The organism is uncultured Flavobacterium sp. (assembly GCF_937967675.1).
GTDB lineage: Bacteria > Bacteroidota > Bacteroidia > Flavobacteriales > Flavobacteriaceae > Flavobacterium.
The window spans coordinates 1-16,338 of sequence record NZ_CALBSN010000171.1 but is presented as its reverse complement, the minus strand read 5'-3'; the positions used below and the strand labels follow the sequence as shown (position 1 = coordinate 16,338).

General features: G+C 28.3%; 20 protein-coding genes and 1 pseudogene. 14 read left to right on the top strand and 7 right to left on the bottom strand.

Translation table 11 applies throughout. The features are described 5' to 3' along the window. Window positions 1-234: 234 nt before the first annotated feature. Together trmD and Q0075_RS11570 are read right to left on the bottom strand one after the other, a co-directional pair. A complete protein-coding gene (gene trmD, locus Q0075_RS11575; protein ID WP_297869647.1) occupies window positions 235-912 on the bottom strand; it encodes a tRNA (guanosine(37)-N1)-methyltransferase TrmD in 678 nt (225 codons plus the stop codon). Between the two features lie 17 nt (window positions 913-929). Further along, entirely contained in the window at window positions 930-1,739 is an 810-nt protein-coding gene (locus Q0075_RS11570) for a class I SAM-dependent methyltransferase (protein ID WP_297869646.1), read from the bottom strand. A gap of 74 nt (window positions 1,740-1,813) precedes the next feature. On the opposite strand from Q0075_RS11570, the gene Q0075_RS11565 reads away from it, so the two are divergent. The 3 genes from Q0075_RS11565 (at window position 1,814) to Q0075_RS11555 (ending at window position 4,604) form a co-directional block, all read left to right on the top strand. Then, a complete protein-coding gene (locus tag Q0075_RS11565) occupies window positions 1,814-2,746 on the top strand; it encodes a peptidylprolyl isomerase (protein WP_297869645.1) in 933 nt (310 codons plus the stop codon). A 202-nt stretch (window positions 2,747-2,948) separates the two neighbouring features. Further along, window positions 2,949-3,695 carry a hypothetical protein gene (locus Q0075_RS11560; RefSeq protein ID WP_297869644.1) on the top strand — a complete coding sequence of 249 codons (747 nt, stop codon included), beginning with the start codon at window positions 2,949-2,951 and terminating at the stop codon, window positions 3,693-3,695. Window positions 3,696-3,887: 192 nt separating this feature from the next. Continuing rightward, a complete protein-coding gene (locus tag Q0075_RS11555; RefSeq protein ID WP_297869643.1) occupies window positions 3,888-4,604 on the top strand; it encodes a transposase in 717 nt (238 codons plus the stop codon). On the opposite strand, the gene cas2 is transcribed toward Q0075_RS11555, so the two are convergent. Together cas2 and cas1 are read right to left on the bottom strand one after the other, a co-directional pair. Continuing rightward, window positions 4,590-4,919 carry a CRISPR-associated endonuclease Cas2 gene (gene cas2, locus Q0075_RS11550; RefSeq protein WP_291107203.1) on the bottom strand — a complete coding sequence of 110 codons (330 nt, stop codon included), beginning with the start codon at window positions 4,917-4,919 and terminating at the stop codon, window positions 4,590-4,592. The genes Q0075_RS11555 and cas2 overlap by 15 nt on opposite strands. After that, entirely contained in the window at window positions 4,910-5,794 is an 885-nt protein-coding gene (gene cas1, locus Q0075_RS11545; protein ID WP_297869642.1) for a type II CRISPR-associated endonuclease Cas1, read from the bottom strand. The genes cas2 and cas1 overlap by 10 nt, the downstream gene beginning before the upstream one ends. A gap of 189 nt (window positions 5,795-5,983) precedes the next feature. On the opposite strand from cas1, the gene Q0075_RS11540 reads away from it, so the two are divergent. Further along, window positions 5,984-6,484, top strand: a complete 501-nt coding sequence (locus Q0075_RS11540; protein WP_297869641.1) for a hypothetical protein — start codon at window positions 5,984-5,986, stop codon at window positions 6,482-6,484. 51 nt (window positions 6,485-6,535) lie between these two features. On the opposite strand, the gene Q0075_RS11535 is transcribed toward Q0075_RS11540, so the two are convergent. Together Q0075_RS11535 and Q0075_RS11530 are read right to left on the bottom strand one after the other, a co-directional pair. Then, window positions 6,536-7,408 carry an EamA family transporter gene (locus tag Q0075_RS11535; protein WP_297869640.1) on the bottom strand — a complete coding sequence of 291 codons (873 nt, stop codon included), beginning with the start codon at window positions 7,406-7,408 and terminating at the stop codon, window positions 6,536-6,538. Then, a complete protein-coding gene (locus Q0075_RS11530; RefSeq protein ID WP_297869639.1) occupies window positions 7,398-8,642 on the bottom strand; it encodes a hypothetical protein in 1,245 nt (414 codons plus the stop codon). Before Q0075_RS11530 ends, Q0075_RS11535 begins: the two co-directional genes overlap by 11 nt. A gap of 265 nt (window positions 8,643-8,907) precedes the next feature. On the opposite strand from Q0075_RS11530, the gene Q0075_RS11525 reads away from it, so the two are divergent. From Q0075_RS11525 to Q0075_RS11490, 8 genes are all read left to right on the top strand, one after another. Further along, window positions 8,908-9,750: a hypothetical protein gene (locus Q0075_RS11525; RefSeq protein ID WP_297869638.1), complete on the top strand. Its 843-nt coding sequence runs from the start codon at window positions 8,908-8,910 to the stop codon at window positions 9,748-9,750. Between the two features lie 588 nt (window positions 9,751-10,338). Beyond that, window positions 10,339-10,959: a hypothetical protein gene (locus Q0075_RS11520; protein WP_297869637.1), complete on the top strand. Its 621-nt coding sequence runs from the start codon at window positions 10,339-10,341 to the stop codon at window positions 10,957-10,959. Between the two features lie 17 nt (window positions 10,960-10,976). Beyond that, window positions 10,977-11,675 carry a hypothetical protein gene (locus Q0075_RS11515; RefSeq protein WP_297869636.1) on the top strand — a complete coding sequence of 233 codons (699 nt, stop codon included), beginning with the start codon at window positions 10,977-10,979 and terminating at the stop codon, window positions 11,673-11,675. A gap of 490 nt (window positions 11,676-12,165) precedes the next feature. Beyond that, on the top strand, window positions 12,166-12,618 hold the full coding sequence (locus Q0075_RS11510; protein ID WP_297869635.1) for a hypothetical protein: 453 nt from the start codon (window positions 12,166-12,168) through the stop codon (window positions 12,616-12,618). A 1-nt stretch (window position 12,619) separates the two neighbouring features. Further along, entirely contained in the window at window positions 12,620-13,195 is a 576-nt protein-coding gene (locus tag Q0075_RS11505) for a DeoR family transcriptional regulator (RefSeq protein WP_297869634.1), read from the top strand. Further along, the gene (locus tag Q0075_RS11500; protein WP_297869633.1) at window positions 13,179-13,541 is read left to right on the top strand and encodes a hypothetical protein; all 363 of its coding nucleotides are present in this window, start codon (window positions 13,179-13,181) and stop codon (window positions 13,539-13,541) included. The genes Q0075_RS11505 and Q0075_RS11500 overlap by 17 nt, the downstream gene beginning before the upstream one ends. A gap of 11 nt (window positions 13,542-13,552) precedes the next feature. Continuing rightward, window positions 13,553-13,906 (top strand): hypothetical protein, encoded by a 354-nt coding sequence (locus Q0075_RS11495; RefSeq protein WP_297869632.1) that lies wholly within the window; start codon window positions 13,553-13,555, stop codon window positions 13,904-13,906. Continuing rightward, window positions 13,893-14,210 (top strand): hypothetical protein, encoded by a 318-nt coding sequence (locus Q0075_RS11490; protein ID WP_297869631.1) that lies wholly within the window; start codon window positions 13,893-13,895, stop codon window positions 14,208-14,210. Before Q0075_RS11495 ends, Q0075_RS11490 begins: the two co-directional genes overlap by 14 nt. A gap of 145 nt (window positions 14,211-14,355) precedes the next feature. On the opposite strand, the gene Q0075_RS11485 is transcribed toward Q0075_RS11490, so the two are convergent. After that, entirely contained in the window at window positions 14,356-14,910 is a 555-nt protein-coding gene (locus Q0075_RS11485; RefSeq protein ID WP_297869630.1) for a thioredoxin family protein, read from the bottom strand. Window positions 14,911-15,160: 250 nt separating this feature from the next. On the opposite strand from Q0075_RS11485, the gene Q0075_RS11480 reads away from it, so the two are divergent. Together Q0075_RS11480 and Q0075_RS11475 are read left to right on the top strand one after the other, a co-directional pair. Further along, window positions 15,161-16,180 (top strand): quinone-dependent dihydroorotate dehydrogenase, encoded by a 1,020-nt coding sequence (locus Q0075_RS11480; RefSeq protein ID WP_297869629.1) that lies wholly within the window; start codon window positions 15,161-15,163, stop codon window positions 16,178-16,180. Between the two features lie 19 nt (window positions 16,181-16,199). Continuing rightward, window positions 16,200-16,338: pseudogene (locus Q0075_RS11475) on the top strand (hydroxymethylglutaryl-CoA lyase); the annotation flags it as partial.

The following is a 16,338-nucleotide window of genomic DNA, read 5'->3' as shown; positions in this document are numbered from 1 at the left end:
TCTTTTTTTGCAACTAATTCGTTATTTACGAAATCAACTAAATTTGACATAGTTTTAATTATAAATGTTTGATTCAAAGCAACATACACGTCTATCGCCAGAGGTTGGTTCAAAGTGGGTGCAAATTTACAAAATTATTTTATTTATACAACTTTTTTCTCGGTTTTTAGACTCAGTTATCATGATTATTTTTTAAATTAAATAGTGATTGCCAACTGAGACTGAACACTGCGACTAATTCTCCAGCAAATCAGGGCGTCTGTTTTTGGTATGTTCATACGCCATTTCTTCTCTCCATTTTTCAATTTTTCCGAAGTTGCCACTCAACAATACTTCGGGAACTTTTAATCCTTTGTATTCGGCAGGACGTGTGTAAATAGGAGGTGATAGTAAATTGTCTTGAAAACTATCGGTTAAAGCCGAAGTTTCATCACTTAAAACACCTGGAATCAATCGTATAATCGCATCACAAAAAACAATAGCGCCAATTTCACCACCACTCAATACATAATCTCCAATCGAGATTTCTCGTGTAATGTGCATATCGCGAACTCTTTGGTCAACACCTTTATAATGTCCGCATAAAATCATAATGTTTTCATACATCGAAATAGAATTCGCCATTTTTTGATTTAGCGTTTCTCCATCTGGTGTCATGTAGATAATTTCGTCGTAAGTTCTTTCGCCTTTAAGTTTCGAAATACAATCGTCGATAGGTTGTACCATCATTACCATACCAGCACCACCGCCAAATTGATAATCATCAACACTTCGTTGTTTATTTGTAGTGTAATCTCTTAAGTTGTGAAAATGGACTTCGACCAATCCTTTCTGAATGGCGCGTTTCATGATGGAAGCCTCAAATGGACTTCGCATTAATTCTGGTAAAACGGTAATAATATCAATTCGCATGTTGCAAAGATAGTAGATTATTTTTTAGTTGCCGAAAGCGAATACACCATTGGAATTTTGTTTTCCAAATGCTTGATTCGGAATTTTTTTTCCGAACCTTCGGAATCAAATTCTTCGGTTTGATTGAAACAATTGTAAGGAGAATAATCAAATTCGTTAAAACAATTAATAGCCAATTCATTTGAAATCAAAGCATTTAAAACTTCTGAAATCGGATGGTTCCAAGTGATGGTTGTAGTGTGAAGTGAAGCTTCTTTATCGGCGTAAGTTCCAGCTTCTTCTTCTAAAATAGGTGCTACATTGAAATAATTATAGAAAACCTCTTTAAAATCATTGTCAAACATCCAAACTACTGGGTGAAATTCGGCAAATACAAATTTTCCATCAGGTTTTAAAAAATGCGAAATTATTTTTCCCCATTTGTCTAAATCGGGAAACCAACCAATTGTGCCATAACTGGTAAAAACAATATCGAATTTTTCATCCAAATGATTTGGTAAATCATAAATATCACAACAAATGAAGGTAGCGTCCAAATTCAATTGTTTGTTGATTTCTTTTGCTTTTTCAATTGCCTTGTCGGATAAATCGATTCCGGTAGCTTTGGCGCCCATTCTGGCTAATGTCATAGTATCTTGACCAAAATGACATTGTAAGTGCAATATTTTTTTGTTTGTAACATCACCAAGTAAATCCAGTTCAATTGAATTTAAGGTTGATTTTCCTTTTAGAAAACCTTCCATGTCATAGAAATCAGAGTTTACATGAACTTCTACTTTGTTATTCCAAGTCTGTTTGTTGATATTAAGGTAATCATTAGCTTCCATTCGAATCGATATTTGTTTATCAAAACTACCAATTAATTTTGTAATTTTGCACTTTCAAATTTAAAAATAAAAGCATGGAAAACGGAATATACGCTAAATTCAATACTTCTAGAGGTACTATTTTAGTAAAATTAACACACGATTTAACACCAGGAACGGTTGGAAATTTTGTAGGATTAGCCGAAGGTCAATTAGAAAATTCAGCTCGTCCAATGGGAAAACCATATTACGACGGATTAAAATTTCACCGTGTAATTCCTGATTTTATGATACAAGGTGGATGTCCACAAGGGCAAGGAACGGGTGGTCCTGGTTACAACTTTGATGATGAGTTTCACCCAACGTTACGTCACGATGGACCTGGGGTTTTATCGATGGCTAATGCTGGACCTGGAACTAATGGTTCTCAATTCTTCATTACACATATAGAAACGGCTTGGTTAGACGGAAAACACACTGTTTTTGGTCACGTTGTTGAAGGACAAGATGTAGTGGATGCTATTGCACAAGGAGATACAATCGATTCATTAGAAATTGTAAGAGTAGGAGAAGAAGCTCAAAAATGGAATGCAATTGAAGCGTTCAGAACATTTGAAGGTTCAAGAGAAAAAAGAATTGCTGAGCAAAAAAAAATGGCAGAGGAAGCTTTGGAAAAATTAGCCGCTGGTTTTCAAAAGACTGAAAGTGGTTTACGTTACCAAATTATCCAAAAAGGAAGCGGTAAACAAGCTGAAAAAGGAAAAAAAGTATCCGTTCACTATCAAGGTGCATTGGAAAACGGACAAGTTTTTGATTCTTCATACAAAAGAAAACAACCTATTGATTTCACTTTAGGTGTTGGTCAAGTAATTGAAGGTTGGGACGAAGGTATTGCTTTATTGAAAGTGGGAGACAAAGCTCGTTTTGTAATTCCATCTTATTTAGGTTACGGTTCTAGAGGTGCTGGAGGTGTAATTCCACCAGATGCTACTTTAGTATTTGATGTTGAATTAATGGATGTGAAGTAATTTTTAGGACAGGTCGCGACCTGTCTGTACTTTAATAAAATAGATTTTAAATTTTGAAATCCTGAGACTTTGTCTTGGGATTTTTTGTTTTATGCACCAGTTAGACATCCGATAATCTATTAATATAAGTTATTATAAAGTTACTATATAGTTGCTATATACTTATTATAAATATTTATATTTGTTTTTAAATTAGTTTATTATGGCAAAAGTTTCAGGGATAATTCAGATTGAGGGAACGTTATCGGGTATTACTTTTTATAAGCGAAAAGGAGTTTGGATAGCGCGAAAAGCTGGAGGAGGATTTAATGGTAAGGCTATTAAAACTAAAGCTTCAATGGTAAGGGTTCGTGAAAATGGTAGCGAGTTTGGTCGTTGTATGAAGAATGTTCAACTTTTTAAAAAGGCTTTGTTTCCGTTATTGGTTTTGGTAAAAGATACGGATCGTCATGCACGAATTGTTAGCTTATTTACAAAAATTAAGAATAGCGATGTGGTTTCTGAGAGAGGTTCTAGGAGTGTTGCTGTAGGCTTGCAACAGGTATTGGGTAGGGTGTTGTTGATTAATTATTTGTTGACTAAAGCGAAAGATTTGGCTTCTTTTTTTGCTAAGGGTTATTTATTTGAATGGGAAACAGGAATTAGGTTTTATAATCTTGATGGTAACCATTTGTTTTTTCCTAAAGGGGCTGATTTTATTGAAATTCAGTTGATGTATGCTAAAATTGATTTTGAGAATCAGCAATATGAAATTAGTGATTGTGTTAGAGAAATAATTGGTAAGGATTTTCAAGGTGACTTGCTATTGCCTAAGCCTGATTTTGTCTCTGAATTGAATGGCGTTCTAGTGGCTTGTGCAAGTATGCGATATATGCAGGAAGTTAATAACGAATTGCATCCCTTATTTGAACAACAACATAGTGTTATTCAGATTTTGGAAGTTTTGTAAGGGCGGACTGCGATTTGTTTGTGCTGTTTGAATTGGATTTAATAAATTAAATCAAAGGGGGGGGACAGGTCGCGACCTGTCCGTACGGGGGAAATTAGATTTGATTTTTTAAATTTGAATTTTATTTCTATTTTTGAATTTATATAAGCCATTTTAATAGTATAAGCCATGAAAAATCGCAAAAGAAATCGAATGAAAGGATTCGATTATTCAAGTAATAATTTGTATTTTATTACGAATTGTGTGAAAAATAATTTGTGTTGTTTTGGAAATGTAATTTCCGATGCTACCGTAGGGACAGGTCGCGACCTGTCCGTACATTATTCCGAGAATCATCATTCCGAGAATCATTATTCCGAAAATTTTCATTCTAAAAATCATCATTCCGAGAATCATCATTCCGAAAATCCTCATTCCGAAAATCCTCATTCCGAAAATCCTCATTTCGAGAATCATTATTCGGAAAATCATCATTCCGAGAATCCTCATTCTGAAAATCATTATTCTCAAATTAATCCATTTGGAAATGTTGTGATGGAATTGAATTCGTTTGGTTTAATTGTAAAAAATCAAATAGAATGGTTAGAAAATCAATATTCTTATATTTCCATTCATAATTACGTTATTATGCCTAATCATTTTCATTTGATATTGGAAATTGATAGTTCAAAAGTGAATGCAAATGAGATTAAAATTAAATCATTATCAAGTTTAATGGGGGCTTTAAAAACGACTTCTTCTAAGCAAATTCGTGATTTTGGTTTTATTGATTTTGCCTGGCATCGTTCTTTTCATGATCATATTATTAGAAATGAAAAGGAATATGATTTGATTTCAAATTACATAGATAGAAATCCACAAAAATGGTTTGAGGATCGATTTTATTCTGGTCAATTAAAACAATTCTAATTGAGTAGGTTGCGGTTCTTTTGGCACTTCGGCTTTACCCCAAAAATTTAAAATATTTCCAAATTGTTTATCGGTTATTCTCAAAACACTAACTTTTCCAAGTGGAGGTAGTAAGTTGTGAATTCTTTTTTCGTGCACATCGGCACTTTCACTACTGGCACAATGACGTACATAAACCGAATATTGCATCATGCTAAAACCATCTTTCAAAAGGTTATTTCTAAATCCCGAAGCGTTTCTTCGGTCTTTTTTGGTTTCGGTTGGTAAGTCAAAAAATACAAATAGCCACATAATTCGGTATCCATTTAGTTCCATAATTTGGGATATTTAATTTTTTTTCGTTCTCCTGTATAACATTGTTGTAAGGAACTTGCTGTTTTTTGTAGCGCCACCATTAACGGGCTTTTTTCTTCTTTAAAGTAAACCGTTCGGGTTAAGATTTGCAAAAGTTCGGCTTTGATTGCTGTATTCAATTCTTGTTCTGAATAGTTTTGCATAATTTCGGCAACTTTTTCATCTACAATTGGTCGAAAAGGTTCCATTATATCATCAGCCAAAGCAAAAGCATTATATTTACTTTTGTGATGTATTCCTAAGGTATTCAATAATCCACTTCCAGAAAGTGCCCTTGCGGTTGCAGCTCTTAAAATGGCATAACCATAGTTTAAGAAATTATTAGGATAATCTCCAAATCGTTCTCTTTTGAAGTTGTGTTCAAAAAAAGATTTCCAGTAAAAGTTAGCAGCTACTCCTTCCATGTTAGAGCTATCACCGCTTAATACTTTAGATGCTAAAAATTCAAAATTATTATTCTTAGATGTGATTTTTTGGAGTAATATTCCTTGATTCGTAATTTTTTCTGTAATCGTTTGTTGCCAAAGTTGTTTTTTTAGTGGAGCACTCGCATTGATTTGATTTTTAAAAATTTCTTGTTGAATGTGATGGCTGTTGAGGTTTAAGAACATTCCATTTGGCAAATGGTTGGTGTTACAAATAATAACAGCTGTATTGTTATCAATTAATAAGTTTAAAGCAGGAATGCTCAAATATATTTCAGGATGATCTATAACTAAGTAGCCAATATCTTCAATTGGAATTGTACTTTCTCTTGTTTCGGTTTTAATTACAAGCTGTAGATTTTTAGTAGAAATTGAAGCTTTGTTTTCTAAGAGTATTGATTTTTTTAGCATTTTCTAGGATATTTTTAATTTAAAGTATTAAAAATTAAGCGATTAAGCGCTTAATAGCCTTTGAAATGCAAAAAAAGCAGATGAAAGTTTCTTTTTAACTTTTTAAAAGAAGTACAAGTTTTAAAATCGTAAGATAGCTTTTAAATTATTTTTGTATCATTTTTGTATTTTTACCCATAATTCCAAGCTATGAAAACCAAAATATCTTTTTTCTTTCTATTATTCACTTTGTTCTCCTTTGGGCAAGTACCGCATTGTGGGTTTGATTTTACTTCGTATTTGGTGGTAAAAGCTCATGAAGAAGGAAAATCAGATAATATTCCCGATTTAAAAATTACGTTGGTCAACGAAAAAGGAGAAGAAGTTATCAATGAGAATAACAAATACAGTTGGAAATACGGAAATCAACCATTGGTTTTTACTCGAAATTACCTAATCAGTAAACCAAACGAATCTGAAAAATGGTTTTTTCCTTATGCTGGAGATACTTATTTGCTTTCGGTAACGAATACTTTTCCTGCGGAAGAATTTTATATTAAAATTGAAGATACTAAAGGAAAGTTCAAAGCTCAATTATTGCAATTACAAGCTTTTAATATGTACATTTTATGTTCGAGTGAAAACGAACGACAAGCCAGAACTTTCGGACCAAGAAGTAATAATCCGATTGAAGTGGTATTGGAGAAGTGATTAAATTTTTAATAAGTTCCTTTAATCTTTTTAGACTATTAATCTTTTTGTTTAAACAATATTAAGATGTATAATAAAAGCACCAATTAATATAATTATTATTGATATTAAATTTTTAAAAGTTATTTTTTCTTTAAAAAATATATTTCCTAATGTTATAGTTAATATTGGACCAATCAAAAACAATGTGCTGCTAATTAGAGGATTAGTTGTTTTTAAACCAACAAAACTGAATAATAATGCAAAGAATAATATTAATGCCATAACTATTACTCTATTTAAATATAACTTTAATTTTTTAAAATTTGTAATAGTTTTATCAACTCTTAAATTTATTATAGAAAATATTAGAAATACTACCATTTCTTGATTTGAAATTATAAAAAGGATAGGAACATTTTTTTCAAGATTTTTCCAATGAAGTATTGATGAAATCCCAAATCCTAATTCCATTATGATTAAATAAAAATGCTGTTTTATTTCTAATTTTAGACTTGGTTCTTGATTATTATATAGATGTAATATAAATCCAGACATGATTAATACTATTCCAAATAAGAAGTTGTTTATTTCAATGTTTTCGAAAAAGTGTAAATAAATGCCTGTAAAAATAACACCGAATAAATTATAAATACCAATCCAGCGCAAGGAAGACTTTTTTATTATAAATAACATACAATATAAACCAATTGCTCCAAATATTGAACCTACGGTTATTTTTATAATAGAAGAATTAATAATATTATTAAAATCTGAGTTTGTTAAAAATAATATTAGTGAAATAATGCTTGTGAAAAAAGCTCTGTAACTTATTAAAAATGAAATTGAAGTATCTTCAAGGTTTTTTTTCCATAAGACATTATTAAACGAAAAAAATAAAATAGATAATAAGATAAAAATCATAATTTGAATTTCAATATTCAAGGTTTATAGATAATTCATTGTAAACCTTTTCTATTTCATTTTTAAAATTTAGATCAAATCTATTAGTCTTTATATCTTTAAAATAATTAATAGCTTTCTCTTTTTGATTCGTTTTAAGAAGTGCATTTGTGTAATATACTTTTAATTGATTATAATTCAAATCAGCCCAATAGCCAAGAATATTGGAATATTTTATCGATTTCTCTTCAAATAGTTTTATTATATTTTCATATTCTTTAACTTTGTGTAGATACTGACTAATCATGAAAATACAACTTATTCTATTGCCAGAATCTTTTGATTTTACAGCATTACTCTTGAGTATTGTTCTACAAATTAAATTTATTTTTTCTAAATCATTTATTTTGTAGTGATGTAATAACTGAACCCCTAACCATCTCATTTGCAATAAATGATGAATTTCTTTTGATTCTAAATTTAAGGTTACTAATTCTTTGTAATGTTTATCAAATAAATCATAATCGTAAGTTATATGTGCTTTAGTGCATATAATTAAGTGATAAAACATTACTTTTTCAATATTCTTTTTATTACTTTGATAATAATTTTCTAAAAGTTTTATATAATAGTTGTGTTCTGGAGTTACTAACCACTCTACAAAATAATCCTCTTCATAAGGTAGATTATAGTAATGATTTATAGCAATATTACCTAACCACTCATTTTTTTGACAAAGAACACCGAGTAGATGTATAGTATGATAAATTTCGAATTTATATATTTCTCTAAATTTAAAAATATTTAAAAATTTAAAAATATTATTAAAAAATGTAAGATCTTTTTGTTGTGATTTAATTAAAATTACTTGATTAAAAAGTTCGTAAGTTTCATTTGAAATTGTCATAAATTCAAACTGTTCTAACAAATTTTCAAAACTAAAGGCATCTTGATTAATCAATTTAAAAATTATATTTTTTTGATATAGTAAACTTTGTTTTTGATAGTTAATAATTAAGTCGTTCCAATTTTTATATCCAACAAACAAAGAACAGGTGTCTAAAGTGTAAATTGAGGGCAGGTTTTTTCCTTTTTTAATATTAAATAAACGTAAAAGAGTATCAATAGATAATCTTTTATTTTGAAATTTAAGTATTTGTGATTCTAAATTTCCACAATCTAAACGATTTACAATAGGCTTACCATACTTATTGACCATAAGCATTCTTAAATATTCTAAATGTTCTTCTTTTGGAATTTGTATTAGCCTAGCCATTAGACGAAAATAACAAGTTTAATTTAAAAAACCTATGCTTTATTTATTTGCCTTTATTTGCTTTTATGATTGATTTTGTTTTTGGATAATTTTGAGAATTGATTATTAAAAAATTATTTGAAACACAAATTAATTAGTTCGATAAAATAAATTATTTTATTAAAACAAAGTATTGTAGTAAAATTCTATATAATGGAGTCCAGTAACCACAATAAACGGGGCGAATCCGAAAAGCCAAACGAGTAGGAAAGTAAAATTAAAAAAAATGACAGATACATACAAATGTGCATGGTGTGGTCGCCATTTCGAGAAAAGTGCTAGTTCAAAGTTTCTTAGTGGAGCCTCTATGGGTATATCTAATCTTGGTAAAAAGTATTGTTCCGCTTCATGTAAATCTGCTTCAGAAGTTCCAAAGCAATCTATAGTTACATCTAAATCTAATAATTCTCATCATAGATACATTAACGAAGATAATGATTTAGATTTAAAATTGGAAGAAGCTCGACTTGAACATGAGCAAAAATTACTTGAAGATAAGCTTTCTCACGAAAGAAAAATGGCTGAAAAGAAGCAAAAACATGAACTCCGTCTTGAAAATATTAGGTCTGCTTCTGAAGCAATTGAGAAAATTAATCAGTTAGATTTAGGTGGTGATAAACCAATACTAGAAATAATTTCTAGACAACTTGAATTCTGTTTGACACTTGCCTCTTCTTTTACATCAGAGACATTTGATGTTGGAGGCATGAAAAACCTTTTTAATAATGCAGTTTTTGCAGAAGAAAAAGAAAAATTTAATCAGTCAGAAAAAGTTGTAAATGCAGCAATTAAAAAAGCAGAACTTGGTCTTAATAAATTGAGACTATGTGAACCACAAGATAAAGCTATGAATTTTTACAATTTGTATAAAGAGCAATTAAATGATTCAAAAATCAAACAAATTGAAAGAAAGTGGGATCATAAAGTTTTAGAAGCAAAACCACCTGCATGGTTAATGATATTGTGTTGCATGATGTTGCCATTACAACTTTTTGTGATTTATAAGTTAATAGAATTGAATGTAATACTGCCAAAGAAAAGAAAAGCTGAGCTATCACAAATAAAATAGAATAAGCAAAACAATTATGAAAATGAGTGATAGTCAATCAAAAGCGGCATTAATTGATTATTATTTACTGAGAGACTAATCTTAGATTTCCCAAAATGAGTCAATTAGAGCTGTAAATTAAACAAAAAAGTTGTTAAATTTTTCTTGTTATAGTTACATTATTTTGTAGAAAATTGACAATTATGTGAAAACCAAATATAAAAAATGATACAATTTTGAAACTAAAAGAAAGAATCGATATAAATGAAGCTGTTTTTTTGAAAAGAAATTAAAGCCATAAAAAAATTAAAGCTGGTTTTAATTTAATTTGGCCACACTTATGACCATTAAAACTTGACAAAAGCATAATACCAAAATATTTTTGTTTGAAATTTAATAATTATTTACATCATTATTAATTTTTGCGAACTAGAGTTGTCTTGCAAAATACTTTAATATACATATAATACAAAAAAACAAAATTAATAATAGTCCAATAGATTGTTGTGGTAAAACTATTCGAATTATGAAAATAGGTCATTTTGTATACCGATCTAACTTGTACAATGCTTCGAATAAGAATTTTTTAAAAGTTATCGAATTTTTAATATGAAACCATACAGAAAAGAAGTTGTAGTAGAAAAAATGAATGATGGAGAGTTATTTAAATATAAAAATATTTACCATAACTATAAACTAAAAAAAATTAAGGTCGAACCATATGTATGGCATATTTCACCTAAATGTAACAGGGAGAGCATATTAATGCATGGTTTGTTACCTATTCAAAAAGAATTGATTAATAACCAATTTATTTATTTGTTGTTCGCTAATAATTTTTCTGACGATATTACAAATATGTATCCAATTGCATCACTTATTTATGATGATACACATTATATAGAGATTCCAGAATCAGAAAACGAAAAAAGTAAGTTAGTTAAAAAATTTGAAAAAATGTATTGTCCTCGTTACGATTTCTGGAGAATAAATACCAAAATATCTGCTAATGATTGGTTTATAGACCCTAATTTAGAATTGGATTTACGTATAACTAATATTGGTGCAAATAATCCCAAAAAATATGTGTGTACTAAACAAAAAATAAAACCAAAAGCACTTGATTTGTTTGCATACGATGGAAAGTTTTCAAAAAAAAATGTTATAAAAGGAAATAATGGTGTATTACATATTGTTTCAGATCAACTTCCATTAAAAAGAGTCGTTTAACTAAATAAAAAAACAAGATGAAAAATTTACTTATAAACCAAACCTGTTTTTACACTTTGAAGGATTTCATGAATGATGCTAAATATAGAAAAGGTAGCAATAATCCTGGTGTCTATTTATGGGGTTTTTCCCTTGAAGAAGGGGATTTTACTATACCATCAAAAATCGAAAACTTTATGCCTTTTTATGTTGGTAAAGTAGAACAAAAAGGATGTTTCTACACTAGAACACAAGAACATTTAGCTTCAATGATTGGAGGTAATATGCCTATTTTTGACTTCCAAAATAAACCTAGTTCAATTGGTGTTATTCATAGAAACTATCAAAAAGTGTCTAGTTTGCAAAAAAGGAATAATTTAATTGGTCCAGAACTACCTAATTCAAACTTTCCAGATTTAATTCATTTTCCTGAAGGAATACACAGAATGTTTGATTTTGTTACAAATGATTTAACACAGTCACAGGTTTATTGGATGATTAAAAACTTTTGTATTACTTTTTTTACTTTAGATAATTATAATAAATCAGATTTGGTTGATTTAGAAAAATTTATTGGAAATATGATAGGATACAATAACTTAATAACTAAACCATATAAAAAACCAAATATTACTGTTCAAATTGCTGATACATCTAAATTTATAAGTGTAAATTCATATGAAGATTTATTTGTACATATCAGAGGTCAAATTGGATTATCAAAGTATGGAATTTAATTGTTAATAATTATCGAAAATATAAAAAAAACAATCAGAAACCCTTACGTAAAAGTTTTCAGATGTAAGGATTTTGGAAGAAACAGAGTATGAATTTAATTTTAATACATTGCACAAAAAAAATAGTTAATCCAATACAAAATTTGTATCAATTAATTTAGAAGACATCTATAAAACGTAATTTACATTGTATAGACATTTATTCATTGCGGAAGTAAAATTTATCTAATGTCTAGATTTGCTCATTATATCAATACATATCAATTTTAGTTGGATTTAGACCATTTGAAAATTATTTTACAACGATTATGTCTTAATTCCTACATTACTTTGAATAAGTACTATTCTTTATTCATAATACTTGAAAATTATTATTATTGTTAGCACACTATTTGTTAGATTAAAAAGGTTTTGTTGATAATTATTAAGCAATAGTAAATTTTATTTGTGAGTAAAATATGTTATACATGCTCAAAATTTGGTATTTAAAATGAATGAAATTAAAGCTACAAACTATCTAAATAATGTAATTTTTCCCGATTTTGTAAAAATTGTTTCATTTAATGAATTTACAAAGTGTTTTTCAAAATTCAATTTTAGTAATAGTAAATTGTTTTCAAATAATCTTGAGAATTTAATATTGTTGATTTATTTTGATTTTAACATTGAAATTTCAGATGAATATAATTTTTCAAATAAATTTCTATGTAAAGTTTTACCTTTTGATTATTTGTTATTAAAAAGAGAGTTAAAATATTTAAAGCTAGATGATTATACTATATCTGAATTAATTGAAAAATTGGCAGTTGAAAATGCTATTTATTTTAGATATTCAATATTTGAAAAAAATATTATAGTTGATGACAAAAAAAAGTATTATGAATCATTTGCTGATTTTTTAGTTAATGGACATTATTCAGTTGATTTAAGATTAGATATTTAAAATGATTGCTGAAAATTCAATTTTAGTTTATAGTGATTCTAATGAATTAAATAAATATTTGACAGAAATAGGTTTACAAAACAAATTTTCAATATATCAAATTGTTGATTCATCAGATATATTAGCATTACCTGGATTTATTTTGTTTATTGATTCAAAAAAAATAAATCATAACATTAAAGAAATACTAAAAATAGTTTCTGAAGAAAATGATTTTTCTTTTTTTAAGATTGTAATTATAGGTTTTTTGTCAAAAGATTTATTTTTTCAAATTAAAAAAAATATTGTTTTTATTGAAGTTGTATACAGTAAAAAACAAATACAAGAGTTAGTACTTAAAAGTTTTAAAATGAATTTAAATATGTCAAAAAAAGAAACACTTTTAAAGAAAAAAATATATAGGATAGTTCATTTTCAAAACCTTATCAGAGAGAAGGGAATTATTGATATCTATCAATTGTGTGTGGCTTATGATATTAGCAAAAGAACTTTGAGAAGAGACTTAAAAATAATTAAAGAGTTATTTCCAGAATTTGAATTTATAGTTAATGGAAATTGGAATGAAAATAGTAATTAATGGCTACAAAGTAGAAAACAATTTTCATGAATTATATGTAAATAATTGGATAGATGCGAAGTTAATTCATAACGATTTTGAATATAACTTTGAATTCTTAACAATAGATGATTTAGAGTTTCTTTTGAATTGGTTAAAGCTAATTTTTGAAGGAAATGAAGTTGTTAAACAATTTGATTTTATTGATGCAGATATTCAATTCAAAGTAGTTTCAAATCAACTTAATATTATTTTGAACAATGTAAATTATACTAAGTCAATTTTTTTAAATAGAAAAATGATTTTTATTCTTAAAAAAAGTATAGAAAGAGAACTTCTTAAAGTTCCAAAAAGATATATTAACTAAAAAAAACTTTTATGGATAATACTAATGAAAAATGGATAAAAGAAACAGAAAATTGTTCATTATACGAATATCGTTTATATATTTTTTTACAAAGTCTATTATTTTTATTTCATACAAAGTTATTTATATATTTTTTTACCTCTATACTAATGTATTTAACTATATATCTTGGATATATTTTCCTAAAATTTCCAATTGTAAAAGTTATTATTTTTGGTTTTTGTGCTCATCTTTTAATGTTTATTTTTATAATAAAAGATCATGAATTGATAAAAAATAAAAAAGAAATTAAAGAAGATTTAATAAGATTAAAGAAATTAAAAAAAAGAAAAAAAGAAAATTTAAAAAATCATGAAAATAAATAAAAATAAAATAATTCACTTTGTTTTAAATGAAAATAAAATAAATAAAGAACAAGAAAAAAAAATAATTTTATTGTATCCAAAATATATTGCAAATAAGGCAGTTTTTTTAGATTCAGACCAATCTATTGATGAATTTTATTTGATTCAAGACTTGGATAAAATTGTTAATTTTATTAATGATTTAAAAAGTTTGAATCTCAAATTCTTATACAAAGATTTAACTTTAAGTTTTTTAAAGGGAGAAACTAATGATTTAGATTCTGAAAAATTACATAAAATCATGAATCTTTATTATATAAAATAATGCTTATTAGTGGTTTATGATACATATGTAGTTTTAAATTTAAAATATTTAGTAGATAAAAAAGTGTACACTAAACGTTTAAATTTAAAAACAAAATAAATTAAACATTTTTTAATCAATACCCATATTAAAGGTAAATAAGAAATCATTTCCATTTTATATTACACCCAATACTTGGTTTCTGCTCAGGATTAATTAATCTATTCATAACCACACCATCAATTGCACTTCGTAAATCGGAACCACTTAATGGAATGCCGTTGGCTGGTCGGCTGTCGTCTAATTGTCCGCGGTAAACCAACTTATTTCGATTGTCGAAAAGATAAAAATCAGGCGTACAAGCGGCATCGTAGGCTTTGGCTACTTCTTGTGTTTCATCATATAAATAAGGAAATTCAAATCCGTTTTCAAAAGCAAATTCTGTCATTAATTCTGGTGCATCTTGCGGATATTTTACCACATCATTACTCGAAATCGCTACAAAACCTATTCCTTGCACACGATAATCGTTTACTATTCGAATTACCTCGTCCATCACATGATGCACAAACGGACAATGATTACAAATGAACATTACCACCGTTCCTTTTTCACCTTTACAATCAGCAAAAGTTTTAAAATCGGTAGCGTTGGTGTCTTTCAAATTGAAATCAGGAGCAATCGTGCCTAGTGGTAACATGTTGGAAGGAGTTTGAGCCATTTTGAAATTAGAATTTAGAATTTTGAATATGCTTAATTGTTTTTTGGAACACAGATGACACAGATTTGAGAAATTTAAACAGATTTTTTTAATTTTTTAATTTTTAATTTCTTCAATCCGTGTTCCTAAATAAATTTTTTAAAATTGTACTCGGTAATTATACGCACCAAATCTTTTATTGTTACAAAATGCGGCAATACTTTTTTTTGGAATAGCATTTTCTTACTTTTGCAGAACAACACAACACACTATGTACAAAATCTTCATTCGTCCGTTACTTTTCTGTTTCGATCCAGAAAAAGTGCATTATTTTACCTTTTCAGCTATTCGTTTTCTGAATAAAATCCCAGGTTTTTCGAGCTTATTTCAAGCGCTTTACGAAGTAAAAGATGCTCGTTTAGAACGAGAAGTTTTCGGAATTAAATTCAAAAATCCAGTTGGATTAGCAGCAGGATTTGATAAAGATGCGAAGTTGTATCAAGAGTTATCAAATTTTGGTTTCGGATTTATTGAAATTGGAACGTTGACACCTATTGGACAAGAAGGAAATCCAAAAAAACGTTTGTTTCGCTTAAAAGAAGACAATGCGATTATCAACCGAATGGGGTTTAATAATGGTGGTGTTAAAGAAGCGGTAGAACGTTTGAAAAAAAATAAAGGTGTTTTAATTGGTGGAAACATTGGAAAAAATAAAGTCACGCCAAACGAAGAAGCGGTAAAAGATTATGAAATCTGTTTTGAAGCTTTGTTTCCGTATGTGGATTATTTTGTAGTGAATGTGAGTTCGCCAAACACCCCTAATCTTCGCGAATTACAAGATAAAAAACCTTTGACAGATTTATTACAAACGCTTCAAGACAAAAATAACGCAAAATCAAAACAAAAGCCAATTTTACTAAAAATCGCTCCCGATTTAACTGATGAGCAGCTTTTAGATATCATTAATATCGTTAACGAAACTAAAATTGCAGGAGTAATTGCTACAAATACTACAATTTCTCGAGAAGGCTTACAATCGGAAAACAAATCAGAAATGGGCGGTTTGTCTGGAAAACCATTAACCAAACGTTCAACAGAAGTGATTCGTTTTCTTTCGGAAAAAAGTAATAAGTCGTTCCCAATCATTGGAGTAGGAGGAATTCACACCGCTGAAGATGCAATTGAAAAATTAAACGCTGGAGCAAGTTTGGTGCAGCTTTATACTGGATTTATTTACGAAGGTCCAGCTCTAGTGAAAGCGATTAACAAAAAGATTTTGGAAAACAGCTAAAATTTCTATCTTTGAAGCTATGAACGAAATCAAAATTATCGAGTGTCCGCGCGATGCCATGCAAGGCATTAAACCGTTTATTCCTACCGAAAGAAAGGTGAAATACATCCAGTCGTTATTGCGTGTAGGTTTTGATACTATTGATTTTGGAAGTTTTG

Coding starts and splice junctions, on each gene's coding strand:
- trmD (WP_297869647.1), bottom strand. CDS start 912: ATGCGAATTGATATTATTACCGTTTTACCAGAATTAATGCGAAGTCCA.
- Q0075_RS11570 (WP_297869646.1), bottom strand. CDS start 1,739: ATGGAAGCTAATGATTACCTTAATATCAACAAACAGACTTGGAATAAC.
- Q0075_RS11565 (WP_297869645.1), top strand. CDS start 1,814: ATGGAAAACGGAATATACGCTAAATTCAATACTTCTAGAGGTACTATT.
- Q0075_RS11560 (WP_297869644.1), top strand. CDS start 2,949: ATGGCAAAAGTTTCAGGGATAATTCAGATTGAGGGAACGTTATCGGGT.
- Q0075_RS11555 (WP_297869643.1), top strand. CDS start 3,888: ATGAAAGGATTCGATTATTCAAGTAATAATTTGTATTTTATTACGAAT.
- cas2 (WP_291107203.1), bottom strand. CDS start 4,919: ATGGAACTAAATGGATACCGAATTATGTGGCTATTTGTATTTTTTGAC.
- cas1 (WP_297869642.1), bottom strand. CDS start 5,794: ATGCTAAAAAAATCAATACTCTTAGAAAACAAAGCTTCAATTTCTACT.
- Q0075_RS11540 (WP_297869641.1), top strand. CDS start 5,984: ATGAAAACCAAAATATCTTTTTTCTTTCTATTATTCACTTTGTTCTCC.
- Q0075_RS11530 (WP_297869639.1), bottom strand. CDS start 8,642: ATGGCTAGGCTAATACAAATTCCAAAAGAAGAACATTTAGAATATTTA.
- Q0075_RS11525 (WP_297869638.1), top strand. CDS start 8,908: ATGACAGATACATACAAATGTGCATGGTGTGGTCGCCATTTCGAGAAA.
- Q0075_RS11520 (WP_297869637.1), top strand. CDS start 10,339: ATGAAACCATACAGAAAAGAAGTTGTAGTAGAAAAAATGAATGATGGA.
- Q0075_RS11515 (WP_297869636.1), top strand. CDS start 10,977: ATGAAAAATTTACTTATAAACCAAACCTGTTTTTACACTTTGAAGGAT.
- Q0075_RS11510 (WP_297869635.1), top strand. CDS start 12,166: ATGAATGAAATTAAAGCTACAAACTATCTAAATAATGTAATTTTTCCC.
- Q0075_RS11505 (WP_297869634.1), top strand. CDS start 12,620: ATGATTGCTGAAAATTCAATTTTAGTTTATAGTGATTCTAATGAATTA.
- Q0075_RS11500 (WP_297869633.1), top strand. CDS start 13,179: ATGAAAATAGTAATTAATGGCTACAAAGTAGAAAACAATTTTCATGAA.
- Q0075_RS11495 (WP_297869632.1), top strand. CDS start 13,553: ATGGATAATACTAATGAAAAATGGATAAAAGAAACAGAAAATTGTTCA.
- Q0075_RS11490 (WP_297869631.1), top strand. CDS start 13,893: ATGAAAATAAATAAAAATAAAATAATTCACTTTGTTTTAAATGAAAAT.
- Q0075_RS11485 (WP_297869630.1), bottom strand. CDS start 14,910: ATGGCTCAAACTCCTTCCAACATGTTACCACTAGGCACGATTGCTCCT.
- Q0075_RS11480 (WP_297869629.1), top strand. CDS start 15,161: ATGTACAAAATCTTCATTCGTCCGTTACTTTTCTGTTTCGATCCAGAA.